General features: G+C 57.8%; 25 protein-coding genes and 1 tRNA gene. 11 read left to right on the top strand and 15 right to left on the bottom strand.

Annotated features, from left to right (window positions below):
- On the top strand, nucleotides 1-150 hold a 150-nt coding region (locus tag ACIQ3A_RS08710), incomplete at its 5' end, for a phosphate acyltransferase (protein WP_396431347.1).
- 67 nt (nucleotides 151-217) lie between these two features.
- Nucleotides 218-1456, top strand: coding sequence for an OFA family MFS transporter (locus ACIQ3A_RS08705; RefSeq protein ID WP_396431346.1), 1239 nt, complete (start codon nucleotides 218-220; stop codon nucleotides 1454-1456).
- A gap of 777 nt (nucleotides 1457-2233) precedes the next feature.
- Here the strand turns inward: ACIQ3A_RS08705 and ACIQ3A_RS08700 are convergent.
- The gene (locus ACIQ3A_RS08700) at nucleotides 2234-2578 is read right to left on the bottom strand and encodes a hypothetical protein (protein WP_396431345.1); all 345 of its coding nucleotides are present in this window, start codon (nucleotides 2576-2578) and stop codon (nucleotides 2234-2236) included.
- A gap of 842 nt (nucleotides 2579-3420) precedes the next feature.
- Here ACIQ3A_RS08700 and ACIQ3A_RS08695 point away from each other — a divergent pair.
- Complete coding sequence (locus ACIQ3A_RS08695) at nucleotides 3421-3627, top strand: hypothetical protein (RefSeq protein WP_396431344.1); 207 nt, start codon at nucleotides 3421-3423, stop codon at nucleotides 3625-3627.
- A gap of 469 nt (nucleotides 3628-4096) precedes the next feature.
- Here the strand turns inward: ACIQ3A_RS08695 and ACIQ3A_RS08690 are convergent, their stop codons facing one another.
- Genes ACIQ3A_RS08690 through ACIQ3A_RS08665 form a run of 6 tightly spaced genes read right to left on the bottom strand, consistent with a single transcriptional unit; the run spans nucleotide 4097 to nucleotide 9658 of the window.
- Complete coding sequence (locus tag ACIQ3A_RS08690) at nucleotides 4097-5029, bottom strand: polysaccharide deacetylase family protein (RefSeq protein WP_396431343.1); 933 nt, start codon at nucleotides 5027-5029, stop codon at nucleotides 4097-4099.
- A gap of 28 nt (nucleotides 5030-5057) precedes the next feature.
- Nucleotides 5058-6470, bottom strand: coding sequence for an amidase (locus ACIQ3A_RS08685; RefSeq protein WP_396431342.1), 1413 nt, complete (start codon nucleotides 6468-6470; stop codon nucleotides 5058-5060).
- A gap of 10 nt (nucleotides 6471-6480) precedes the next feature.
- A complete protein-coding gene (locus ACIQ3A_RS08680; RefSeq protein WP_396431341.1) occupies nucleotides 6481-7773 on the bottom strand; it encodes a TRAP transporter large permease in 1293 nt (430 codons plus the stop codon).
- Nucleotides 7770-8345, bottom strand: coding sequence for a TRAP transporter small permease subunit (locus ACIQ3A_RS08675; protein WP_396431340.1), 576 nt, complete (start codon nucleotides 8343-8345; stop codon nucleotides 7770-7772). The genes ACIQ3A_RS08680 and ACIQ3A_RS08675 overlap by 4 nt, the downstream gene beginning before the upstream one ends.
- A gap of 52 nt (nucleotides 8346-8397) precedes the next feature.
- Nucleotides 8398-9465 (bottom strand): TRAP transporter substrate-binding protein, encoded by a 1068-nt coding sequence (locus ACIQ3A_RS08670; RefSeq protein ID WP_396431339.1) that lies wholly within the window; start codon nucleotides 9463-9465, stop codon nucleotides 8398-8400.
- Between the two features lie 40 nt (nucleotides 9466-9505).
- On the bottom strand, nucleotides 9506-9658 hold the full coding sequence (locus ACIQ3A_RS08665) for a hypothetical protein (RefSeq protein WP_396431338.1): 153 nt from the start codon (nucleotides 9656-9658) through the stop codon (nucleotides 9506-9508).
- A 280-nt stretch (nucleotides 9659-9938) separates the two neighbouring features.
- On the opposite strand from ACIQ3A_RS08665, the gene ACIQ3A_RS08660 reads away from it, so the two are divergent.
- From ACIQ3A_RS08660 to ACIQ3A_RS08650, 3 genes are all read left to right on the top strand, one after another.
- A complete protein-coding gene (locus ACIQ3A_RS08660; protein WP_396431337.1) occupies nucleotides 9939-10664 on the top strand; it encodes an aspartate/glutamate racemase family protein in 726 nt (241 codons plus the stop codon).
- A gap of 76 nt (nucleotides 10665-10740) precedes the next feature.
- Nucleotides 10741-11448, top strand: a complete 708-nt coding sequence (locus tag ACIQ3A_RS08655) for a GntR family transcriptional regulator (protein WP_396431336.1) — start codon at nucleotides 10741-10743, stop codon at nucleotides 11446-11448.
- A 6-nt stretch (nucleotides 11449-11454) separates the two neighbouring features.
- Nucleotides 11455-12132, top strand: coding sequence for an aspartate/glutamate racemase family protein (locus ACIQ3A_RS08650; protein ID WP_396431335.1), 678 nt, complete (start codon nucleotides 11455-11457; stop codon nucleotides 12130-12132).
- Between the two features lie 222 nt (nucleotides 12133-12354).
- On the opposite strand, the gene ACIQ3A_RS08645 is transcribed toward ACIQ3A_RS08650, so the two are convergent.
- The 6 genes from ACIQ3A_RS08645 to ACIQ3A_RS08620 all read right to left on the bottom strand — a co-directional run bounded on the left by ACIQ3A_RS08645 (nucleotide 12355) and on the right by ACIQ3A_RS08620 (nucleotide 16393).
- Nucleotides 12355-12771, bottom strand: a complete 417-nt coding sequence (locus tag ACIQ3A_RS08645; protein WP_396431334.1) for an Arm DNA-binding domain-containing protein — start codon at nucleotides 12769-12771, stop codon at nucleotides 12355-12357.
- A gap of 227 nt (nucleotides 12772-12998) precedes the next feature.
- A tRNA-Ser gene (locus ACIQ3A_RS08640) sits at nucleotides 12999-13088 on the bottom strand.
- Between the two features lie 36 nt (nucleotides 13089-13124).
- Complete coding sequence (locus ACIQ3A_RS08635) at nucleotides 13125-13577, bottom strand: hypothetical protein (protein WP_396431333.1); 453 nt, start codon at nucleotides 13575-13577, stop codon at nucleotides 13125-13127.
- 32 nt (nucleotides 13578-13609) lie between these two features.
- Nucleotides 13610-14917 (bottom strand): serine--tRNA ligase, encoded by a 1308-nt coding sequence (gene serS, locus ACIQ3A_RS08630; RefSeq protein WP_396431332.1) that lies wholly within the window; start codon nucleotides 14915-14917, stop codon nucleotides 13610-13612.
- Between the two features lie 103 nt (nucleotides 14918-15020).
- Nucleotides 15021-15950 carry a 4-hydroxy-3-methylbut-2-enyl diphosphate reductase gene (ispH, locus tag ACIQ3A_RS08625; protein WP_396431331.1) on the bottom strand — a complete coding sequence of 310 codons (930 nt, stop codon included), beginning with the start codon at nucleotides 15948-15950 and terminating at the stop codon, nucleotides 15021-15023.
- On the bottom strand, nucleotides 15950-16393 hold the full coding sequence (locus ACIQ3A_RS08620) for a peptidylprolyl isomerase (protein ID WP_396431330.1): 444 nt from the start codon (nucleotides 16391-16393) through the stop codon (nucleotides 15950-15952). The genes ispH and ACIQ3A_RS08620 overlap by 1 nt, the downstream gene beginning before the upstream one ends.
- 129 nt (nucleotides 16394-16522) lie before the next feature.
- Here ACIQ3A_RS08620 and radC point away from each other — a divergent pair, with 129 nt between their 5' ends.
- The 4 genes from radC (at nucleotide 16523) to purT (ending at nucleotide 19876) form a co-directional block, all read left to right on the top strand.
- Nucleotides 16523-17194, top strand: a complete 672-nt coding sequence (radC, locus tag ACIQ3A_RS08615) for a DNA repair protein RadC (protein WP_396431329.1) — start codon at nucleotides 16523-16525, stop codon at nucleotides 17192-17194.
- Nucleotides 17195-17294: 100 nt separating this feature from the next.
- Nucleotides 17295-18293, top strand: coding sequence for an adenosine kinase (locus tag ACIQ3A_RS08610; protein ID WP_396431328.1), 999 nt, complete (start codon nucleotides 17295-17297; stop codon nucleotides 18291-18293).
- Nucleotides 18294-18304: 11 nt separating this feature from the next.
- Entirely contained in the window at nucleotides 18305-18676 is a 372-nt protein-coding gene (locus tag ACIQ3A_RS08605; RefSeq protein WP_396431327.1) for a hypothetical protein, read from the top strand.
- A 66-nt stretch (nucleotides 18677-18742) separates the two neighbouring features.
- On the top strand, nucleotides 18743-19876 hold the full coding sequence (purT, locus tag ACIQ3A_RS08600; RefSeq protein ID WP_396431326.1) for a formate-dependent phosphoribosylglycinamide formyltransferase: 1134 nt from the start codon (nucleotides 18743-18745) through the stop codon (nucleotides 19874-19876).
- A gap of 44 nt (nucleotides 19877-19920) precedes the next feature.
- On the opposite strand, the gene ACIQ3A_RS08595 is transcribed toward purT, so the two are convergent.
- Together ACIQ3A_RS08595 and ACIQ3A_RS08590 are read right to left on the bottom strand one after the other, a co-directional pair.
- Nucleotides 19921-20322: an RNA-binding S4 domain-containing protein gene (locus ACIQ3A_RS08595; RefSeq protein ID WP_396431325.1), complete on the bottom strand. Its 402-nt coding sequence runs from the start codon at nucleotides 20320-20322 to the stop codon at nucleotides 19921-19923.
- Nucleotides 20323-20344: 22 nt separating this feature from the next.
- Nucleotides 20345-21295 (bottom strand): SDR family oxidoreductase, encoded by a 951-nt coding sequence (locus tag ACIQ3A_RS08590; protein WP_396431324.1) that lies wholly within the window; start codon nucleotides 21293-21295, stop codon nucleotides 20345-20347.
- A 47-nt stretch (nucleotides 21296-21342) separates the two neighbouring features.
- Between ACIQ3A_RS08590 and ACIQ3A_RS08585 the strand changes: the two genes are divergently transcribed.
- The coding region (locus ACIQ3A_RS08585; protein ID WP_396431323.1) for a CDP-6-deoxy-delta-3,4-glucoseen reductase at nucleotides 21343-22347 on the top strand (1005 nt) is incomplete at its 3' end.

Raw genomic sequence — 22347 nt, 5'->3', positions numbered from 1 at the left:
GTCATGAAAACCACCACCAGTGGCGGTGTGACCGTGGGCCCCATCCTGATGGGGGCCGCCCACACCGCGCACATCCTGACCCCTGCGGCCACGGTGCGCCGGGTGCTGAACATGACCGCCCTGGTTGCTTCACGAAAAAACGTCCCTTAAATCTAAACCGGTCAAGCCCGGCTTCTGGACTTTTCGCTTGACCGCTTACTTCGCCTGATTGGCAAAAATGATCAACATCACAACGGGGCAAAAAACGCTCATAGCAGGCACGTGCATCAATCTCAGCATTGGTGTGATTTACGCATGGAGTGTCATCAAAAAATCGATAGTCAGCCAATGGGGCTGGACCCATTCAGAAGCGAATATTCCATACACAGTCGGCATCATAGTATGGGCTATAGCTCTGCTTCTGGCCGGCATGCTGCAAGACCGATTCGGTCCCAAACGCTTGATTCAGCTGGGGGTTGCAATGGTTGGTACAGGATTAATGGCATCCAGTTTTGTCACAAGTCCATTGGGCATGATGTTTACTTTTGGAATCGGCGTGGCGACAGGAATTGGCTTCACCTACGCTTGCATAACGCCGTGCTGCATGAAATGGTTTCACCACACCAAGAAAGGGATGGTCAGCGGCATCACGGTTGGTGGCTTTGGCCTTGCTGCTGTTTATCTTGCACCATTAACAGGAAAACTCATTTCAGTTTTTGGTATTTCAGAGACATTCCTGATTTTGGGCATAGGAGTTTTGCTGGTTGCTTTTCCAATGACGATGATGATGGATAACCCTCCAGCCACGTTCATGGCCAATCCGCCAAAAAACAGCGTGATGTCGCACACAAAAACACCACCGCAAAAGAGCAACGACTTGAATTGGCAAAAAATTGTCAAAACTAAAGAGTTCTACTTGCTTTGGATCATGTTTGCGTTCTCCTCATCGGCAGGTGTCATGATGATTGGCCATCTGGCTTCGATCGCATCAGTGCAAGCGGGCATGCAAGATGTAGCCTTAATTGTTTCGCTGCTGGCAGTCAGCAATGCCACGGGACGCGTAGGTGGTGGGATCCTTTCAGACAAAATTGGCAGAAGAAATACGATGCTCTTCGTGTTCAGCACTCAATTGATCAATATGTTGGCGTTCATACATTTCACAAACCTGCCACTGATCGCTCTTGGCACCGTTATCGCAGGACTTTCCTACGGATCGCTCATGTCCGTTTTTCCCTCCATAACTGCAGATAAATGGGGGATGAAGAATTACGGAACAAACTACGGCGTACTGTATCTCGCATGGGGAATCAGTGGTGTAGTTGGCCCCCTGATTGCGGCCTGGGCTGTTGACACAACAGGCACTTATGAATTGGCCTACATGATTTCAGCAGTTTTGCTTGGAACGGCTATGGGCCTTGGAATGCTGATCAAGCCAGCAATTACTTCTTTCAAAGTCGAAACTTTAAGGTCCACCTGAATCCGTCAAAGTCAAAAATTATCATGACTAGATTGAAGTGGACCCTGAATTTTGGACAGGTGTTTAAGTGGGACACTGTCCAAAGAAAAGGGTTACCAATGACTGAATCAAAAAAAGCAGAGTTTATCCGCCGGAGTTGAAGGCCAAGGTGGGACTGATGGCGCTCGGCGGGATGAAGACCATCCATCAAATCGCCCAGGAGTATGGCGTCCATGCGCCCACGCCAGTCACTGGATAATCCGACACCACGCCGGCAGGGGCTGGACCCGGCGGGTAATAAACCCCGTTCACAACGCACGAACAATGAATCCAACCGACTCAGGTGAAGATACTTTTCATCTGTGGCCAGTTATGGGGTAGCAATAAAACGAAGGATCCACTGCGGTCTAACGTCAAATGCCTCCAGGGATGTACACCCCCTACCCCCTCGAGGTGGTTAAGTGGTTAAGGTGGTTAATTTCCGGCCAATAAAAATTTTTGCACAAGCCAAATCGTTTTTGACGCACAGGGCATCGTGCTGGTGCAGATTGTCTTAAGCCGTAGCAATATGGACCGGGTCGAATGACCGCGCCAGTGAGATAGGCTGCTTCATAGTGATTGTTCATGCGATGAGGTGAATCAAAAAACGTGCTGCACCCCCACGACCACCAACAAAAAATAACCATCTTCTAAGTGTCCCAGCTTAAAGCGACTATGGTCCAACTGCGCCAACATGGTTATAGGGTTGCTAGCCCATTCAGACTGGTCAAAGAGTCAACTGGCAAGAGTCGGAAATTTTCATAGCAGAACAATGCTTTTCAATTGACGGGGAAATTCTCGGCTAGCGTCGATGCACCCTCCATCGCTGTAAATGCCCATCGGATCGCGGCAGCGCGTCATCATTTTCAAAAACTTTTGCCGCTTGATTGGATCAGCTCGCATGCGTGCCACTTCTGCTTCAACTGCCTGCTCATTCATCTGAATGCCCAATTCGGGGTCAAGACCAATACGCCATGTCGCCAGTGGAAAACCTCCATGGCTTTGGCGTCCATGGAATAGGGGTGTTGCGCTTCCAGAAATTGCTAAAGCGACCACACCTAAGGTCGCCCGCGCGCAAACGGATGAGGACGTTTCAGAATTCATGCATCTCGATCTTTCTGCGGCCCATCCATCACACCTGAAAAAAAAGGTTCAGAAGGTAACGAAGATGGCCGGGTTCGAGATGTCTGTTGAGCGCCTAGGACTAGCTCCTATGTGGCGAAATTCAGCTGACCTCTAAGTGCCGAAAACGCACTGGCTCCTATATGCCGAAAACGGATTGGACTCTATATGGTGAAAAGTGACAACCGCAGAGGCCTCCAAAAAGGCGGTAGCCTTTGCCGCGCAAGCGGTGCACTTCTCCAAAAAAGCTGCCGAGTTTGTGGAGACGGCCCGTAAATAAGGGCCGGTCAAAGCGCTGCAACTCGTCTTATTAGCGCGGTCATTCAGCCAAGTTCAGAAAGCTATGGGTAGAGACAACATGCACTGGCATGACCGCTTATGTGTCAAAAATGATTTGGCCTATGCATTGTTTTCTGCGGGCCGAAATATAACCACCTTAACCACCTAACCACCTCGAGGATCTTTTGGGCATCCATTGACCAGTGCCCAGCCTGATTTAGACCGCTCCAGTTAAGTAATTGGTTGTGCTGCGATTACTGTCATCAGCCCAGGTCCGATGGCTGACCGCCACCGGCCAGAAGCGGACGATACGGTGATGGCATCAATCTTTGATTTAGGCTGATTGCGATCATTCGACGTGCTTACTCATCTGGACCGTAATTGGCTAGGAGCAGTCAGCTGCACCCCATGTGTCGCCTGTAAATCATTGGATTATGACCAACGGGAATATCCTTACACGGATCGTCGGCATAGCCGCGAAGGACGTTGTACTGCTTGATCTGTTCTGATTTGAGAAACTACACAGTCTTGTCGTGCTGTGAGAGATGGATGAAGCGAAGTCCGGACCTTGCCGACTCGGCCTCGGCCAGCAAGCGGCGCATGGACGAGGTACTTGCCGTGTTCCCAGCGCTGCTGGAGGGCTTGCTGCAGCCCGCCAGCAACTGGCCTTTGCCCACGCCCTCATGCCGTCGCCACGCATCATGGTGCCAGACGAGCCCATTGCGGCGCTGGCGCCATCGCTGGTGGGGTAAGTGTTTGACATGGCACAAAAGCTGCCCGCATCAGGTGTTGCGGTGCTCATGGTGGAGCAGCGTGCTCTACAGGCGCTGCAGATCAGCCAGTAGGGGCTAAATCATGGATCAAGGACGCTGTGTATTGCAGGGCCCGGCGCACGGATTGTTGGCCGACTAACGCATGGCAGAACCCTACCTTGGCAACCACAGACGCATTGGGAAGCCAGCTCGATAGTCACGAATTTAAGTCAACGCTGGCTGGGTAGAGGATGAAGGTTTCAATGAGCCGAAAGGGTGACTGCGGGGACAGCGCCCCTGCGTAAAGCTTCCAGGGTTGGCGAAAAGTGGGTCGCGGACACGGTAGAAAATCCCAGACACCCAAGCGGGCCATGGACGAGGTGATTGACGGGTGAAGCTCTACAACCAACGCGGAATTCATTTGACATAGGGGGATGACAGCCCCCTGCACTGCGCATATTCAATAAAGTCAGCTCTTAGCGTGTGTAAGCCAATGACGCGCAATGTCTTCCCTGCGGGCAACCCAGACCTGTTGCGGGTGCTTTGCCAGCTCATCCAGAATCATGTCCAGGCCGTGGATTCGTCCAGGTCGGCCAATGATTCGTGTGTGCAGGCCAATGGTGAGCATGCGCGGCACTTGCGCCGCTTCTTGCCGCAGCACATTAACGGCTTCAATGACGTAATCACCAAAGTCGCGTCCCTGGACAAAGCTGGCCTTGTCGAAAAAACGCATGTCGTTGGTGTCGAAGGCGTAGGGGAGCACCACATGGGGCTGGCCATCTGGCCGCTTCAGCAGGTACGGGATGTCGCCGCCGTAGTCATCACTGTCGTAGAAAAACCCTGGATGCTCAAACAGCAGTTCGCGGGTGCGCACTGAGCGCGAGGATTTGCTGTGCCAGCCTGCGGGGGCGCGGCCGCCAATCTGTTCAATGGTTTGCACTGTTTTTGTAATGGCTGTACGCTCCTCAACCTCGCTCATGAGGGCGGGGGATTCCCAGCGCCAGCCGTGCGCGCACATCTCGAACCCGCGGGCCTGCGCATCCTCCGCAATCCAGGGCGACTGCTGCAGTGCGCGGCCGCAGACGTTGAGCGTGAGCGGCCAGCCGTGCTTGGCAAAGCGCTCCACCACCCGGGCGTAGCCCACGCGCATGCCGTACTCAAAATGGGTTTCCATGCAGTAGTCCGGTGCCCCAACAATTTCATTGACGACTTCGTGCACGCTTTCGTTGCGAGCATCTCCAGCGGTCAACGAAAACTCACCACCTTCTTCGATGTTCAGAACAAAAGACACGGCAAGTCCCGCCCCGCCAGGCCAGCGAAGTCCGGCTTCACGCCCTTGTTCGTTCTCCATGCGGCGCGCAGTGGTGGGAGCGGGTGAATGGTCGGTAGAGGTCAACTGCATGGTGTCAAGAGGGTGGCAGGGCTTGGGATTAAAGGTTGGGCCAGTGCTGTGCCCAAGGAGCGGCTTGCTCATAGGCCAGACCGAGTTGCAATAGCTGCTCGTCGCCGCCGTAACCGGCCACTATCTGCATGCCGATGGGGCAACCCGAGGCGGAGAATCCGGTGGGCAAGGCCAGGGCGGGCAGCCCCGCGGCATTGACCCAGCCGGTGTAGATGGCATGGCCGCGGGGCCCTACTTCCTGTCCATCGATGTGTGACGGGTAAGGCTGCGTGGCCGGCCATGGCAGTGCCGCAGCGCTGGGCATGACGACAAGGTCCCACTCTGAAAAAAGCCGGGCGCTTTGCTGCCTGAGGGCGCGCACCTGCTCCAGGATTTCCCAGAGACGCTGGGCCGGCACGGCTCGGCCCATCTCGGCCAGCACCTTGAACTTGTCACTGGCCTGTGCCTGCAATTCGGGATGGCGCTCAAACAGGTGAGCCAGACCAATCTGGCCAATTTGTGGCCAGGCCTGGTTAAAAAATGCGAGGTCTAAGGGCAGCTCAGCCTCTTGCACGTTGTGACCCAGGCGCTGCAGCTGCGTCACAGCCTGGCGAACACTGGCGGCGACCTCGGGGTCCAGCGGTGCAGCGCCCAGACGCTCGACGTACAGCACCTTCATGGGCTTGCCGGCCTGTTCGCCGCAGCGCTGCGCTGCCCAGGCGGCGGCCATAGACGAACGGTCCACGTCGGCCGGGCCGCGCAAGGCACGGAACATCATCTGCACATCGCTCACCGTGCGGCCAATGGGCCCGATGACTTCAAAGTCCAGCAGCAAGCTGGGCAGCGTGTGTTCACGTGGCCAGGCCGACAGCGAAGGCTTGAGGCCTACCACGCCTGCGTGGCAGGCAGGGCGGCGAATGGAGCCTCCACCGTCCTGACCAATCGCCAATGGCCCCATGCCCGAAGCCACCGCAGAGACCGCACCGCCGCTGGACCCTCCGGGGGTCAGCGCGGGAGCCCAGGGGTTGCCTGTGGGGCCGAAGACCGGGTTGTCGGTGTAGCCTTCAAGTGCGAATTCAGAGACATTGGTCTTTCCCAACACCAGCGCCCCACCTGCCCGTGCGCGGGCCACGGCCAGTTCATCGCGCACATTGGTTTGGCCGGCGAGTCCCAGGCAGCCCCAGGTGGTCGGGTAGCCCGCCATGAAGAGACTGTCCTTGACCGTGATGGGAATGCCGTCCAGCACGGACAGGGGTTGGCCCAGGCGCCAGCGCTGGGCCGACTCCCGGGCTTCATGCAGCACCTGCTCGTCACGGCGCAGGATGACCGCATTGAGTCCGGGGTTGACCGCATCCATGCGCTGCAAGCAAGCTTGCGCTGCCTGCACCGGGTCTGTGGAGCCACTCCGGTAGGCTTCGCTCAATTCGGTGGCGCTCCACTGCCACAGCAGATCAAGACTCATCGACACGCCCTCACATCTTGGATGGCAACCAGGTCGCCACGGCTGGAAACGCTATCAGCATCAGGGTGAACAAAATCATGATGATGGCGTAAGGCACGGCACCGAGCATGGCGTCCCTGATGGAGCCGCGGTCGGGCCGGATGCCGTGGACCACGAAAAGGTTCATGCCCACTGGCGGTGTGATCAAACCCAGCTCGCACATGAGCACGATGAAGATGCCGAACCACACGGGGTCAATGCCCATGGCCACGATGATGGGGAAGGTGATTGGGATGGTGGCCACCATCATGGACAGCACATCCATGAACATGCCCAGCACAAAGTAGAAAGCAATCAGTATCAGCAGCATCTGCGTCGGTGTAAAACCGAAACTCGTGACCCATTTGGTCATGGCCTCAGCCACACCCGTGAGACTGACCGCCAAGTTCAGAATGAAAGCGGCGGTAATGATGAGCAGGATCATGCCGGTCGTCTTGGCCGTCTGCGTGAAGCAGTTTTCTAGCAAGGCCAGATTGAGCTTGCCGCTGCGCCATGCAAAGAACAAGGCGGCCACCACGCCGAGTGCAGCCGACTCTGTGGTCGTGGCGACGCCCGTGTACAGGCTGCCCATGACGATGAAGAACACGGTGGCAGGTGGGACCAGGTCACGCAGCAGGCTGATGCGTACGGCCAGTGGCACCTTTTCTTCCTTGATGGCATTGCCGCTGAATATCGCGTTCAGCGCGATGTACAGCATGAAGCAGCCCGTCAGCAACAGTCCTGGAATGATGCCTGCGATGAACAGTTTCCCGATGGAGGTGTCTGTGAGTGAGCCGTAGACAATCATGTTGACCGACGGCGGAATCAGGATGCCCAGGGTTCCGCCAGCGGCAATGGAGCCGAGCGATGAACGCATGGAATAGCCCCTGCGATGAAGCGAAGGCAACGCCACCGTGCCGATGGTTGCGGCCGTGGCCACTGAAGAACCGGAGGTTGCTGCAAACAGGGCGCTGCAGCCGATGTTGGTGTGCAGCAGGCCGCCCGGCAGGCGCCCCAGCCATGCGGCCAGCGCGCCAAACATGCGGTCGGCAATGCCGCTGCGCAGCAGCAACTCTCCCATCAGGATGAACAGGGGCACAGAGGTGAGCAGGTTGTCGTTGTGCACGCCCCAGACAACAGGGGCAATGGAGTTGATGAAGGGCATGCCGTAGGCCAGCAGACCGCCCACAATACCCACTGCCGCCATGGAGACGGCAATCGGCAGGCCAAGCAGCATCATGAACAGCATGGCAAAAAAAGCAATGATGACGGGCGTGACGCTCATGATGAGGCTCCTTCAGTTTTACGAGCCTTGAGGTCTTGCAACTCTTCGTCGACTTCTTCCTTGGTCGAACGGGGGCCGAACTCGCGTTCAAGTGTCGGACTGCCCTGGACCCACAGGACCAGCGCCCTTGCGGTCATGCCCAAGCCCACCAGGGCGAACATGGCCAGCGCCAGAAACCAGACTGTCTGGGGGTACGCCAAAGGGGTGGCCCAGGGGGTCTGAGCGACGCTTTGATATGAGCGCGAGTCTTCGAGCACATACCAGGCGAGTACGGCCATCAACACGGCAAATCCTGTCATCAGGACCGAAGAAAGCGTATCCATAAAACGGCGCATCACAGCCGGGAAATGCTCATGAAACACATCAACCCGGATATGGGTTCGACCCAGCAATGCCAGGCTGAAGGCGAGTGTCGACCCAATGGCCAGCGAATAGCCACCCAGTTCGTCAGCCCCTTGCAAGGAGGTGTTGAAGACCTTGCGCATGATGGTCTCCAGGGCCACCACCAGGGAGAGCGCCAAAAAGATGAGCCCAAAGGCCAGGCTTAACCACCGTTCAATTGAATTTTTCATGATGTGTCCGTAGTGCGGCGCGGCCCGCCCAGGAAGGCCGCGCCATCAGGTTTTACTCAATGCCCAGGGCCTTGCCCACGGTCTTCTTCCACGTGGCCGAGCAGCCGGGGTTCGATTTGTCGCAAATCTCTGCCCAGGTGGGCACCGAGATGCGCGCCACGGCGCTCCTTACGGTTGCTGCATCAGCCGGCTTGACGGCGGTTTCGATCAGGGAAAATTTCTTGCCGTTCACACAGGGCTCGCGGCCGGCGTTGCAATTGAGGGCGTCCTGGGTGAGTTCTTTGGAATAGACCCAGATGTCATCGGTGAGCGACTTGAATGCGGCTTGCATCTTGACTTGCTGGTCCGGCTTCATGCGGTTCCACGCCTTGAGGGTGATGACGTAGGCGTTAAAAGCCATCTGCACGCCCAAGGGGTACTGGTGGGTTGCCACCTCGGCCCAGTTGGCGGAATTGGCCGAGCTAGGCCCGGTAATGCCGCAATCGACCACTCCCAGGGACAGGGCCTGGTGCACCTCGGTGAAGCCCAAAGGCACCGGTGTGGCGCCTACGGATTCAATGAATTTGGCCAGGTTCTGGTCATACACGCGCACCTTCAGTCCTTTGAGGTCGGCCAGTTGCGTCACGGGCTTTTTGCAGAAAAGAATCTGGGGGCCGAATGGCCAGGCGCCAAGCAGCTTGACCTGGAAGTTTTTCTGCAATCGTTCATCGAGCGTTGAGAAATAGGCCTCGTAGCCTTTGCGGGCCGCTTCGTACTCAGGCGCTGCGCCCACCAGGTCGAGCCCCAGCAGGGTGGGTTCATCGCGCGAGTTCTGGGACACGCGCAGCGAGGCCACGTCAAACAGACCTGCCTTGAGCAGGCGCAGCTGCTCGGTGTCCTTGATGCCCAGTTGGTCCACCGGCTTGTATTCCGCATCCACGGGCAGGCCCGTGCGCTTGGAAAACTCTTCAAAGAAGGGCTTTTCCTTGTTGCGCTGGATCAGGCCGGTGGCGGTGGGTTGACCGATCACCTTGAGAGAAATACGTTCCTGGGCCACGGCCAAGCCGGTCGCTGCCTGCAGGCAGGAGGCGGCGAGGATGGACAGCAACAGACGGGACACAGGGTTTGTGAAAGCTTTCATATCAACTCCTTGGTTCAGGTTTTACTTGCGAACGACGACATCAATAACCCATGGCACGCGGCAAGGCAGTGACCAAGGGAGGGAACAACATGCGTGCAATAAGCACGCCATACATCAAGGCGATAAACGGCCAAGCACTGGCCACTATCTCGCGCATGCCGATGACCAGGTCAAAAGCAAAGACTTCGCTCATGCGTGCACCCTTTCGCTGAATCCGTACAGTGCCAAGCAGCCATTGTTGAAGATGGTGTTAACAATATAACCATCAATGAGAGGCATCATTTCAGGTCTTGGAGGCATGATTTGAGGGGGAAATCCGTTTTCTTCGGAATGTTTGGAAGGTTTTTATTGTGACCTAAAAAGCCCGACAGTTTTTAGGTGTTTACTCTAATGTTGACAATTTAATATTTGATTGTCAGCATTCAGCCTCCTCATGCCCTTTGGGCATTCATTCCCCTGTTCATGGAGCGTCCATGTCTCAACCTGTTCGCCTGGGTGTACTTACCCCTTCATCCAACACGGCCCTAGAGCCCTTGACCTCGGCCATCGTGGCCGGGCTGGAAGGGGTTAGCGTGCACTTTTCCCGCTTCAAGGTGACCGAGATTTCGCTTCAGGCGCAGGCCTTGGGCCAATTCGACGACAGCAAAATTCTTGCCGCCGCCGAGTTGCTAGCCGACGCGCATGTCGATGTCATTGGCTGGAGCGGGACTGCCGCAGGCTGGCGGGGTTTTGATACCGACATGCGCCTGGTCGAACGTATCCGGGAGCGCACTGGCATCGTCGCCACCACGGCGGTGCTGGCGCTCAATGACCTGCTGCGCCTGCGCAACATCCGCACACTGGGGCTGGTGACGCCTTACCTGACCGATGTGCATCAGCGCATCATCGACAACTACAAGGCCATCGGCGTGGATGTGGTGGCAGACAGGCACATGGGCATCAGCGTCAACCATGAGTTCGCTCTGGTGGAGCCCTTCCGGCTGAACGATCTGGTCCGGGAAGTGGCCTTGGCCAAGCCCGAGGCCATTGCCACCTACTGCACCAACCTTCGCGCCGCCCAACTGGCCGCTCCGCTGGAGCGTGACACGGGTATTCCACTGCTGGACACCGTCAGCACCACCATCTGGGGAATGCTGCGCGCAACAGGTCTGCCACCCGAAAAAATCGAAGGCTGGGGCCAGTTATATGGCTGGCGCTGAGCCAGACCTGACACACCCCTGCATCTGTAAAATTCACGGGCTTTCTTTTAAACACTCTCACCTGAACCTAACCCCGATGCCAAAAAGAGCCCAGGAAACCCCACCTCATCCATCGGTGCGGGAGACGGCCAATGATGAGATCTACGAAAAAATCTACGTCACCATCCTGGAGCATCGACTGCCTCCAGGCACCAAGTTGGGTGAAGACCGCTTAGCCAGCATCTTCAACGTGAGCCGGGCACGCATCAGGGAAATCCTGGCCCGGCTGGCCCACGAGCAGGTCGTTGATTTGTTTCCGCAGCGCGGCGCATTCGTGGCCAAGCCGACACCAGAGCAGGCAATGGATGTGTTCGAGGCGCGGCGGGTGCTGGAGCCTGCGGTCCTCCAGCGGCTGATTACCCACTTGACCCCCGAAAAAGTAGAGCGACTTCGCCAACACCAGCAACTCGAACAGGCTGCCAGAGACAAAAACGACAGGCGTGCAGTAGTGCGCCTCTCAGGGGAATTCCACCAGCTGGTGGCAGACCTGGCCGGGAACTCAGCCTACATGCGCACCATGCGCGAGTTGAGCACGCTCACCTGCCTCATCATCTTCCTTTATGACGCCCCGACGGCCATGAGTTGCCGTGCTGACGAGCACACAGAGATCATTGATGCCATTGCCAAGCGCGATGTGGCCAAGGCCAGCAAACTCATGTTGGCCCACCTGGAGCACATCGAGCACAGTCTCAAGCTGGACAGCCAGTCGGCCGAGGTCGATCTCGAAGCGGTCTTCAAAGGCTAGCAGGTCATGCGCTTGCTGCTGGTCAATCCAAACTCGTCCACGGCGATCACCGAGCGGCTTGCCTTGTCGGCCCGCAAGGTGTTGGCGCCAGCGGACCATCTCACAACCCTCACGGCACGGGACGCACCCGCGGCCATCACCCAGCCCCACGAAGTACAAGCCGCAGCCGAGAGGGTGGTGGAAATGGCCTCGCGCCAAACACTTGGGCACGACGCTGTTATTGTCGGTATTTCACTGGATTGCGGCGTTGAACGTCTACGCAAGGCTTTACCAGGCATGCCTGTTCTGGGGATGACGGAGTCGGCATGCCTCATGGCGTGTGCGATTACCCGGCGCTTTGGGGTGCTCACCCTGGGACAGCAGATGGGGCCGCTGTACGAGGCTCATGTCAAAGCAATTGGCCTGCATGAACGTCTGGCAGGAGTGCGGGCGCCAGACCTGCCACAGGCCTTTAACCTGGCGCCGCACGCTTGCCCCGATGAAATCCTGCATGCGTTGGCCCAGGAAGCTCGCCTGCTGGTGACTCAGGGAGCCGGCGGCTTTGTGCTGGCGGGCGCAGTACTTTGCGGCTATGCACCGGGTTTGCAGGCACTGCTTGGACTGAAGGTTCTGGACGGGATCAGCTGCGCAGCAATGCTTGCGCGTGATTTGATTCAAGCTCCCGCACTCCTATCCGGCAATTAAATCGCTAGATAGACGCAATCAGGAACGCTAGATTTGCCTGAATCGCCGCCAAATGATGTCAGTGGGGCTTGAAGCTGTGTGCGTGGGCTTTAGCATCGCCAAGGCGCACGCCGCGGTGACAAGTCCCTTCCATAGGCGAAAAGGACTTAGGGCAACGCTGAATAACTAGCAAAATTCAGAGCCTGGCCCCGTGAGTCGGACTACTTTTGCGCAATGTGAGATTTAGGAGGTGTTCTTGCATGGTTTTGTTAGCCAGAGACACCATTCTGGCCTGCTAGGTAGGCTTTGCCCGCATTGCAGGCGCACATGCTTTTGCCCAAAGACCGGGTAAGCGTAGGCCTTGAGGGTTCTCTCCCACTGCAAGCCGTGTTTGGCGTTTTCCCAGCCGGCGCGGTAGACCTCGATTGAGGCCAGGGCGGTGCGCTCAAAGGTCCACTCCAGGGTGACGCGTTGTGCTCGGCGCTGAGCAGCCGGGTCCACACCGGAGCAAATTTGCTGCAAGGCCTCCCGGGCGTATTCAAGGGCCTGGGACAGGGACGCGGTGGGATAGCAACCTAGACCCAATTCGGCGCGGCGAGTGCCGACCATGGTGCGCAGCACCCAAGATCTGGCGCCAGAGTCTTTAACGAATAAACGCAACCCAGCGACCGTGCCGACAGCGTGCAGGCCGGGTTAGGTCAGGCGTTTGATTTCCAAAGCGGACAGGGCTTTGGCGAGCTTGGGCATATTGGTTCCCCCTTCAGTACCACCAAAACACTGTGCACTCGGATGAAATGGGATGCAACATGCCGTATCGAACTTAAGAGTGAAGCTATGGGGGAAGATCCCCCATAAAAGACGAAAAAATAGCCCCTAATAGGGGCTATTGGCGGAGGAGGAGGGATTCGAACCCTCGGTAGTGTTGCCACTACGCCTGATTTCGAGTCAGGTACATTCGACCACTCTGCCACCCCTCCTAGGTTCTGTCGAAGGCTCAATTCTAGCAGAGCGACTCAGGGTTTCTTGGGCATCAACACCGCTGCATTGCGCGGGGCCATAGTCATTGAGAAGCTGCTGCCAAGCATGCCCCCATCCATCATCTCTATTGTGGCCGTACGTTCTTGGCGCGTCATGACCATGAAGCTGTTCTTACCACGCACGGCTGAAACCACTGCCCAGCCCTGCGCAGGGTAAGTCTCTAGGAAGAATCTGTATGCGGCGTCAAAATCGCGCCCCACATCCAACACGACCCGACCCACCCAGTTGTCTCCCGCACCAATGATCAAGGACTGATCAGCCCGGATGATTGCCCCTGGAGGCAAAGGTAACTGCCCTAATAACTGCAGAGTACTCTGAACCTTGCCATCCAAGTCCACACCAACAGAAGGCGAATGTCTGTTGCTGGCGCAACCCAACAAGCCAACGCTGACCAACACCGCACAAAACACGGACTGCATGTTATTCAAAAGAGCTCTCCCAGTGAGGGTAAGTATGGATTTCAAACGCTCAACAGCGTCAAGCCACCCATGTAAGGGCGCAACACGTGGGGCACGGTGACCGAACCATCTGCGTTCTGGTAATTTTCCAGTACGGCCACCAGCGCACGGCCCACGGCTAATCCCGAGCCATTCAGCGTATGCACCAATTCGTTTTTCCCCTGTGCATTCTTGAAGCGTGCTTGCAGGCGACGGGCCTGAAAAGCCTCGCAGTTGGACACCGAGCTGATCTCACGGAATGTGTTTTGTGCAGGCACCCAAACCTCCAGGTCATAGGTCTTGCTTGCGCCAAAACCCATGTCACCGGTGCACAGGCTCATGACGCGGTAGGGCAAGCCCAGCTTTTGCAAAATGGCCTCGGCATGGCCGGTCATGGCCTCGAGTGCTGCGTAACTTTGCTCAGGGTGCACGATCTGAACCATCTCCACCTTGTCGAACTGGTGCTGGCGAATCAGGCCACGCACATCGCGTCCGCCACTGCCCGCTTCAGACCGGAAACAAGGCGTGTGCGCCGTCAGCTTGATCGGCAAATCATTTTCAGCAAGCACCTCGTCACGCACTAGGTTGGTCAGCGTGACTTCAGAGGTGGGAATCAAGTACAAGGCCTGGGCTTCTTCGCCTTCTTGCCCACCCTTGTTGACCGCAAAAAGGTCGGCCTCGAACTTGGGCAACTGGCCTGTACCACGAAGGGTGTCAGCGTTCACGATGTAAGGCGTGTAGCACTCGGTATAACCATGCTCACTGGTCTGCACATCCAGCATGAATTGCGCCAGAGCACGGTGCAAACGGGCCATCGGGCCGCGCATGAAGGTGAAACGTGAACCGGTCAGCTTGGTCCCAGTTTCAAAATCGAGACCCAACTTTTGACCGATGTCCACATGGTCCTTGATGTCGAAGTCAAAGCTGGGCACTGTACCCCAGCGTCGCACTTCGACGTTGCCGCTTTCGTCGACACCCACCGGCACGGACTCGTGCGGCAAATTCGGCACGGCCAGCAGCAAATTTTGCAATTCGGACTGGATAACGTCCAGTCTCCGGGCCGAGGTGTCCAGCTCGTCCTTGATGGCACCAACCTGCGCCATCACCAATTCGGCATCTGCGTGCTGGCCTTTGCCCTTGAGCATGCCAATTTGCTTGGACAAATTATTGCGCTGACTTTGCAGTTCTTCGGTACGGGTTTGCAGCGTTTTGCGCTCGCCCTCCAAAACTCGGAAAGCCTCTACGTTGAGGAAAGCCTGGGGATTTTTACGGGTCTGCAAACGCGCCACGGCTGCGTCCAGATCTTTGCGGAGAAGAACAATATCAAGCATGGCGTCATTGTAGTGACCCTGAACAGCCGGGATGTCGGGTCAATCCAGTCATCAAGAAGCTCAGAGCTTGGCCCAGCGACTCAGCCCAAAGCAGGCTTGGAAATCAGCGCCTCAAGCCTTTAGGCAGCGGAAACTTGATCGTCTCCTGAATGCCATCCAATGTACGCACCGACACAACGCCCAAGCCACGCAGGCGCTGAATCACCTCTTGCACCAGCACATCCGGGGCAGAAGCGCCTGCAGTCAGGCCCACTTTTTGCATCCCTTCAAACCAGGATGGATTCAGGTCGACCGCGCTGTCCACCATGTAGGCGGGCGTGCCCAGGCGATCGGCCAATTCGCGCAAACGGTTGCTGTTGGAGCTCGTTGGGCTACCCACCACAATCACCACGTCCACCAGAGGGCTCATCAACTTGACGGCATCTTGCCGGTTTTGGGTGGCATAGCAAATGTCTTGCTGCTTGGGCTCACGCACCTGCGGAAAGCGCGCTTTGACTGCCGCCACGATTTCAGCCGCATCGTCCACACTCAGGGTGGTTTGCGTCACCACCGCCAATAAGTCGGTTTGGGCAGGCTGGACTTTGCCCACGTCGTGGATGTCTTCCACGAGGTGGATGCCGCTGTCGAGTTGTCCCATGGTGCCTTCCACCTCGGGGTGGCCCTTGTGGCCGATCATGATGAACTCGTAGCCCTCTTTGTGCAGCTTGGCCAACTCGACATGCACCTTGGTCACCAAGGGACAGGTCGCATCAAAGATGCGAAAACCGCGCGCCTTGGCTTCGTCATGGGTTGCACGGCTTACGCCATGGGCACTGAAAATGAGCGTCGCACCCGGTGGCACATCGGCCAATTCTTCGATAAAAATCGCACCCTTGCGCTTGAGGTCATCGACCACGTAGGTGTTGTGCACGATTTCATGGCGCACATAAATCGGCTTGCCAAACTTGGCCAGCGCGTGTTCCACGATTTCGATCGCACGGTCCACCCCGGCGCAAAAGCCACGGGGTTCGGCCAACAGCACTTCAGACGTCATCACAACACCCCAATCAGTTCAACCTCGAAAGTCACGGGCTGGCCCGCCAGAGGGTGGTTGAAGTCAAACAACACGGCCCCCTCGCCGTTCACCTGCAACACCGTGCCAGCATAAGCACCCAAGCCATCGGGCGTGGGGAATTGAACCACATCACCCGCAGCGTATTTTTCCATCGGATCGCCCAGTTCATTCAGCAGTTTGCGCGCCACCCATTGGTGCATGTCTGGATTGTGGTCGCCAAACGCCTCTCCAGCAGGGATGTCCATCACCGCGCTTGTGCCCTCGGCCATGCCCAGCAAACGCTGCTCCAAGGCAGGGGTCAAGGTGCCGGCACCCAGAGACAAGGTGGCAGGTTTTTCGTTGAAAGTGTTGATGATGTCTCCCTGCGGCCCTGCCAGGCGGTAGTGAAGCGTCAAAAAAGAACCGGGTTCGACAATGGACATAAGGGTTTTCTGGAATGCCGCAAACGCGGCCAAACAGGCATAAAGAAGACATTATTGTAAAAAGCCCGGCCAACCCGACCCGCAAAAGGGGCAAACAGGACCGACGGCTGCTCCAGGGAGGGGCTTCAGATGAGCATCAAGGACTTGCCTGTCGGTGCGCGCCCGCGCGAAAAATTGCTTGCCAGAGGACCCCAAGCCTTGAGCGATGTCGAGTTGCTGGCCATCTTGCTGCGCACGGGCATGGCGGGCAAAAACGTCTTCCAACTGTCTGAGGAATTGCTGGCCCCGGGAGGCATCGCAGGGCTTTTGCACGCGACCGCTGCATCGCTGCGATTGGTCAAAGGCCTGGGGCCCGCCAAGCAAGCCGAACTGCTGGCCGTGTTCGAAGTGGCCCGCAGGGCTCTGAGCCAGCGCTTGCAAGAGCGTGAGGCCTTTCATACCCCTGACGCCGTCAAGCACTACTTGCAATTGCAACTGGCCCATAAAAATCACGAAGTCTTCGCCGTGCTGTTTCTGGATAACCAAAACCGCATGTTGGCGATGGAAGAGCTCTTTCGGGGTACCCTCAGCCAAACCAGCGTCTACCCCCGAGAAGTCGTCATGCGTGCCCTGCACCACCAGGCCGCGGCTGTGGTGCTTTCGCACAACCACCCCAGCGGCTCGGTACAACCAAGCCGCGCCGACGAGCACCTCACCCAAACCCTGAAAGCCTCGCTGGCACTGGTCGATGTGCGCGTGCTGGACCACATCATCGTGGGACAAGGGCAGGCTTTTTCAATGGCTGAGCAAGGCTTGATGTGATCCAGGCATACGTTTGCAATGGTTCCCGTCGACCATGAAGCCGTACCCGTAAAAGGGGCGCAACCGCTAAAATCCTGTGTTTTGTCCCACCACAACAGCCATGTCTCATTACCACCTTTACGCCATCGGCAACGCCCTGGTCGACACCGAGTACGAAGTTTCTGATGCACTGCTCAGCAGCATGGGGGTGAGCAAGCGGCACATGACGCTGATCGACACCCCGCAACGCGCGGAACTGCTCACCCATGTGCAAGGCCTGCATGCCCGCCGCACGGGCGGTGGCTCTGCCGGCAACACCGTGGTGGCCCTGGCCCAGTTGGGTGGCAAAGCGTTTTACTCTTGCCGCGTCGCCGATGACGAGCTGGGTGCCTTCTATACGCAAGACCTGCAAGCCAACGATGTCGCCACCAACCTGACCCACACTCAGCCCGCCGAAGGCCAGACGGGCAGTTGCATGGTGCTGGTCACACCTGATGCCGAACGAAGCATGTGCACCTTTCTGGGCGCCACCTCTCAGCTCGACAGCAGCGCTTTGCACCCGCACGACATCGCCAAGTCCAAAATCTATTACATGGAAGGCTATCTGGCCGCATCACCCACCGGGCTGGAGGCCGCCATTCAGGGCCGCCAGATCGCTCAAGCGCATCAGGTGGCCACCGCCCTCACCCTCAGCGATGTCAGCATGATCAACTTCTGCAAGGCAGGGCTCGATGCCATGGTGGGTGATGGCCTGGACTACTTGTTTGCCAACGAAGAAGAGGCCCAAACCTGGTGCGGCACCAGCGACCTGGACGCCATCATCGGCCAACTGGCCCCTTTGGCCAAAACCGTGTGCCTGACACGAGGCCCCAAAGGCTGCATCGTCATCCAGGGCCAAAGCCGAACCGATGTGCCCGCCGTGCCCACCCAAGCCATCGACACCAACGGTGCCGGTGACATGTTTGCCGGCACCTTCCTGTACGGCATCACCCATGACCACACACCGATCGAGGCGGCTGCATTGGCCAACCGGACTGCGGCAGCTGTGGTCAGCCAGCACGGTAACCGCTTGACGTCCGCTCAAATGGGCAAGCTTTACACCGACTTCAAAAACGCTTGAAGAACAAAACCATGCCCGTCCTGCACACTTTTTTTGCGTCCTGTCGCTGCCGATGGCTGATGTTGAGCGTGCTGATGTGCTTGCCATTGGCACATGCCGAGCCCGACGAAGAAGCATTGGGCAAAAGCCTGGGCTACCCCATCAGTTCAGGTGGCGGCGTCATGCAAATGACTCAACGGGTGGGCTCCTGGTCAGCCTTGGACAAAGTGCAAGGCATACATGGCCAAACTGTTTTTGTGCAGCCAGCAAGCGGCATCGTGATGGTGCAAACTGCCGTCTATGCCGGTGCCAGTGGCGCCCTTGATCCTGACCCTCATGCAGAAAGAGCCTCCTTCTGGCTCGGCGTATTGCAGTCACTCGGTGGCAACACCGACAGGTATTGAGCGAGCGACAAGCCGCATTGAAACAAGGCCCCTTGGGTCAAAATAATTTAACCTCCAATTGACCACATGAAAAAAATCCTCCTATTGGGCTCTGGTGAACTCGGCAAAGAATTCGTCATCAGCGCCAAGCGTTTGGGATGCCACGTGATCGCCTGCGACAGCTATGCGGGCGCACCCGCGATGCAGGTGGCCGACGAGTTTTGCGTCTTCAGCATGCTCGACGAAGCGCCACTGCGTGCCGCCATTGCCAAATACCAGCCTGACTTGATCGTCCCCGAGATCGAGGCCATCCGCACCGAGGTGCTGCTTGAGGTGGAAAAAGAAGGCTTTGAAGTGATCCCCAGCGCCCGCGCGGCCAACCTGACCATGAACCGTGACCGCATCCGCGATGTAGCCGTGGGGCTGGGTGTGCGTACCGCCAAATTCAGCTATGCAGAATCGGCCGCTGAGCTTTTGGTCAAGGCCACAGAGATCGGCTTTCCGGTCGTTATCAAGCCGGTGATGAGCTCATCGGGCAAAGGTCAGAGCGTGGCCAAAACGCCTGCCGACATCCAGCACTGCTGGGAATTCGCCTGCGCCGGAATGCGCGGCGACCGCCAGAAAGTCATTGCTGAAGAGTTCATTCACTTCGAGTTTGAAATTACCCTGCTCACCGTGCGCCAGCGCAAAGGCCCGACCCTGTTTTGTGAGCCCATCGGTCACGTTCAGGAACGGGGTGACTACCAGTACAGCTGGCAACCACAAGCCATGAAGCCGGCCTACCTGAAGGCTGCACAAGAGATGGCCGAAAAAGTCACCACCGATCTGGGCGGAGCGGGGCTGTTTGGCGTGGAGTTTTTCGTCACCCAAGACGAGGTTATTTTCAGCGAATTGAGCCCCCGCCCGCACGACACCGGCATGGTCACACTGGTCAGCCAAAACCTGAGCGAATTTGATTTGCACGCCCGCGCTATTTTGGGCCTGCCTATTCCACAAATCGACTGCGTGGAAGGCGCCAGTGCCGTGGTGCTGGCCGACAAAGATGGCACCAACCCGCAATTTACGGGGGTAGCCGGCGCTTTGTCTGAGCCGGGTGTGGATGTTCGCATCTTTGGCAAACCCAGCATGCGGCCTTACCGTCGCATGGCTGTGGCCTTGGCCAAAGGCCCCAACGCATTGCAACGTGCCAGGGATGCGGCGGGCAAGATCACGGTGGTTTAAACGCTGCCTGTCAATGCCTGATTGTCTTGCGCCTTTTGGGCACATCAATCGATGCCTGCACTCCATCGGTCATCCCAGGCACGCTCAATCAGCCTGCGGTCGCGCTTGGTGGGGCGCCCCTGCTCGATGCTGAGGGCCGGCTCGCGCGCCAAGCGGTTCATTTCGGCGGCTTTTTGCCTTGACTGGATACTTTCAGGAGTTTCTTCGTAAAGCAATTGGGCCGCAGGTGCCGGGCCCCGCAGCCCGCTCAGGCCCAGCACCAGTACCGTGCGCTCGACCGCGCCTTGTCGCAAACGCACGGTGTCACCGGCTTTGACCTCACGCGAGGCTTTCGCATCCAGACCATTGACCTGCACACGGTTTTTGCCGATTTCATCGCTGGCAATGCTGCGGGTTTTGAAGAAACGTGCGGCCCAGAGCCATTTGTCGATGCGTTGGGCATTCATCTCGGTTTTTCCGTGTGTCGCATCAAAGCAACTGGCCTTGAGGGCTCAAGCCGTTTCTCACATGCGGGTAGCGCAACCGTATCTTCAGCTCTTGCTTCATGCGGGTGTTGTCCAGACGGCGTGACTCGTTCATGAAGCTCAGCAACATCAAGGGCAGCGCTGTATTGGCATCACTTCGAGCCATGCGGGGCGGCTTGGGCAAGCCATACAAATCCGCCGCCAAATCAAAGTAATCGCCCATTTTCAGATCGGTGTCGTCTGTCACATTCACCACGCGCTGCGGCTTGCCCCGCCATAAGGCAGCAGCACAAGCCCGCGCCAGATCGTTGGCATGGATGTGGTTGGTGTAAACATCTTCTTTCGCCACCAGCACCGGTGTGCCTTTGAGCAAGCGCTCACGCGGCGTGCCGCCTGCTCGGTCGGGTGCATAGATGCCGGGGATGCGCAGCACACTGACCCGCACCCCGCTGCGCCCCAAAAATCGCATCAGTTTTTCAGCATCGACCCGGCGTTGCGCACGAGGCGTGTGGGGTTTCACGGGCCATGTTTCATCGACCCGCTTGCCTGCACAATCGCCATAAACACCGGTGGTAGAACCATAAACCAGCGTTTGCGGCAGCGTACGCAAACGCAAGGCGCGCACCAAGGCCAGGCTGCGCGGATCGCTTTCGGACTGACCACGGCGGTCGCTCGGCGGTGGTGCCAGGTGGATGACACGGTGCGCGATGCCCGCCAGGCGCCGCAAACTGGCCGCATCGTCCAGATTGCCTTGCAAGGGGGTGATGCCACAGGCGCGCAACAAACGCACGCGTTCGGGAGAAGAGGTCAGCGCCAACAGCCGTACCCGCTGGCTTTTAGGGGCGCCCAATTGGCCTGCGGTGCGCAAGCCCACATCGCCGCAGCCCACGATCAGGACACGCTGGCGACGGAAGCGGGCAGGCAGTGCGCCCAAGGGGGTTTGGTTTGAGGGCAAAATCAGGGGTTCCGGGTCACAGTCAAGCCCTCAAGGATACCGAAAAGATGAGCTTCCAAATTTCAGTGCTGCCCAGCGGCCGCAGCTTCACAGCCGACAACAACGAAACCCTGCTGGCCGCGGGCATTCGCCAAGGCATAGGACTGCCTTATGGCTGCAAGGACGGCGCGTGCGGGTCGTGCAAGTGCAAGAAGGTCTCGGGCACTGTGGTGCATGGCCCGCACCAGTCCAAAGCCCTGAGCGACGAGGAAGAAGCCCAAGGCCTGGTGCTGACCTGCTGCGCCACTGCCCAAAGCGATGTGGTGCTGGAATCTCGTCAGGTCACGGCAGAAGGCAGCCTGCCCGTCAAGAAAATGCCGGTACGCGTGGTCAGCCTCGAGAAAAAATCACACGATGTGATCGTGATGAAATTGCAACTGCCCGCCAACGATGTGATGAAGTTCCACGCCGGTCAGTACATCGAGTTTTTGCTGCGCGACGGCTCGCGCCGCAGTTACAGCATGGCCAACGCGCCCCACACCCTGGAAGTGGCCCCGCCCACGGTAGAGCTGCACATCCGACACATGCCTGGCGGCAAATTCACCGACCCGGTGTTCACGACCATGAAGGAAAAAGACATCCTGCGCGCTGAAGGCCCTTACGGCAGTTTTTACCTGCGGGAAGACAGTGACAAGCCGATCGTCTTGCTGGCCTCGGGCACCGGTTTTGCACCCATCAAAGCACTCATCGAGCACATGCAACACCGAGGCATCACCCGGCCCGCCACGCTGTATTGGGGCGGCCGCCGCCCGGATGACCTCTACATGGCCGAATGGGTGCAAGCCCGCCTGGCCGAGATGCCCAACCTGCGCTACGTGCCAGTGATCTCGAACGCCGAAGCCGAAGACCAATGGACGGGCCGCACCGGTTTTGTGCACCAGGCTGTACTGCAAGACTTTCCGGATTTGTCGGGCTACCAGGTGTACGCCTGCGGCGCACCCATTGTGGTGGACTCGGCCAAACGCGACTATGTGGCGCAAGGCGGTCTGCCTGAGGAAGCGTTTTATGCCGAC

Source organism: Limnohabitans sp., from assembly GCF_044361985.1.
Lineage (GTDB): Bacteria > Pseudomonadota > Gammaproteobacteria > Burkholderiales > Burkholderiaceae_C > Limnohabitans_A.
Note: the sequence above shows the minus strand (reverse complement) of the source record. Positions and strands in the feature narration are given on the sequence as shown.

Excerpts from the sequence above, each read along its gene's own strand:
- ACIQ3A_RS08705 (WP_396431346.1), top strand. The coding sequence starts at position 218 with ATGATCAACATCACAACGGGGCAAAAAACGCTCATAGCAGGCACGTGC.
- ACIQ3A_RS08700 (WP_396431345.1), bottom strand. The coding sequence starts at position 2,578 with ATGAATTCTGAAACGTCCTCATCCGTTTGCGCGCGGGCGACCTTAGGT.
- ACIQ3A_RS08695 (WP_396431344.1), top strand. The coding sequence starts at position 3,421 with ATGGATGAAGCGAAGTCCGGACCTTGCCGACTCGGCCTCGGCCAGCAA.
- ACIQ3A_RS08690 (WP_396431343.1), bottom strand. The coding sequence starts at position 5,029 with ATGCAGTTGACCTCTACCGACCATTCACCCGCTCCCACCACTGCGCGC.
- ACIQ3A_RS08685 (WP_396431342.1), bottom strand. The coding sequence starts at position 6,470 with ATGAGTCTTGATCTGCTGTGGCAGTGGAGCGCCACCGAATTGAGCGAA.
- ACIQ3A_RS08680 (WP_396431341.1), bottom strand. The coding sequence starts at position 7,773 with ATGAGCGTCACGCCCGTCATCATTGCTTTTTTTGCCATGCTGTTCATG.
- ACIQ3A_RS08675 (WP_396431340.1), bottom strand. The coding sequence starts at position 8,345 with ATGAAAAATTCAATTGAACGGTGGTTAAGCCTGGCCTTTGGGCTCATC.
- ACIQ3A_RS08670 (WP_396431339.1), bottom strand. The coding sequence starts at position 9,465 with ATGAAAGCTTTCACAAACCCTGTGTCCCGTCTGTTGCTGTCCATCCTC.
- ACIQ3A_RS08665 (WP_396431338.1), bottom strand. The coding sequence starts at position 9,658 with ATGAGCGAAGTCTTTGCTTTTGACCTGGTCATCGGCATGCGCGAGATA.
- ACIQ3A_RS08660 (WP_396431337.1), top strand. The coding sequence starts at position 9,939 with ATGTCTCAACCTGTTCGCCTGGGTGTACTTACCCCTTCATCCAACACG.
- ACIQ3A_RS08655 (WP_396431336.1), top strand. The coding sequence starts at position 10,741 with ATGCCAAAAAGAGCCCAGGAAACCCCACCTCATCCATCGGTGCGGGAG.
- ACIQ3A_RS08650 (WP_396431335.1), top strand. The coding sequence starts at position 11,455 with ATGCGCTTGCTGCTGGTCAATCCAAACTCGTCCACGGCGATCACCGAG.
- serS (WP_396431332.1), bottom strand. The coding sequence starts at position 14,917 with ATGCTTGATATTGTTCTTCTCCGCAAAGATCTGGACGCAGCCGTGGCG.
- ispH (WP_396431331.1), bottom strand. The coding sequence starts at position 15,950 with ATGACGTCTGAAGTGCTGTTGGCCGAACCCCGTGGCTTTTGCGCCGGG.
- ACIQ3A_RS08620 (WP_396431330.1), bottom strand. The coding sequence starts at position 16,393 with ATGTCCATTGTCGAACCCGGTTCTTTTTTGACGCTTCACTACCGCCTG.
- radC (WP_396431329.1), top strand. The coding sequence starts at position 16,523 with ATGAGCATCAAGGACTTGCCTGTCGGTGCGCGCCCGCGCGAAAAATTG.
- ACIQ3A_RS08610 (WP_396431328.1), top strand. The coding sequence starts at position 17,295 with ATGTCTCATTACCACCTTTACGCCATCGGCAACGCCCTGGTCGACACC.
- ACIQ3A_RS08605 (WP_396431327.1), top strand. The coding sequence starts at position 18,305 with ATGCCCGTCCTGCACACTTTTTTTGCGTCCTGTCGCTGCCGATGGCTG.
- purT (WP_396431326.1), top strand. The coding sequence starts at position 18,743 with ATGAAAAAAATCCTCCTATTGGGCTCTGGTGAACTCGGCAAAGAATTC.
- ACIQ3A_RS08595 (WP_396431325.1), bottom strand. The coding sequence starts at position 20,322 with ATGAATGCCCAACGCATCGACAAATGGCTCTGGGCCGCACGTTTCTTC.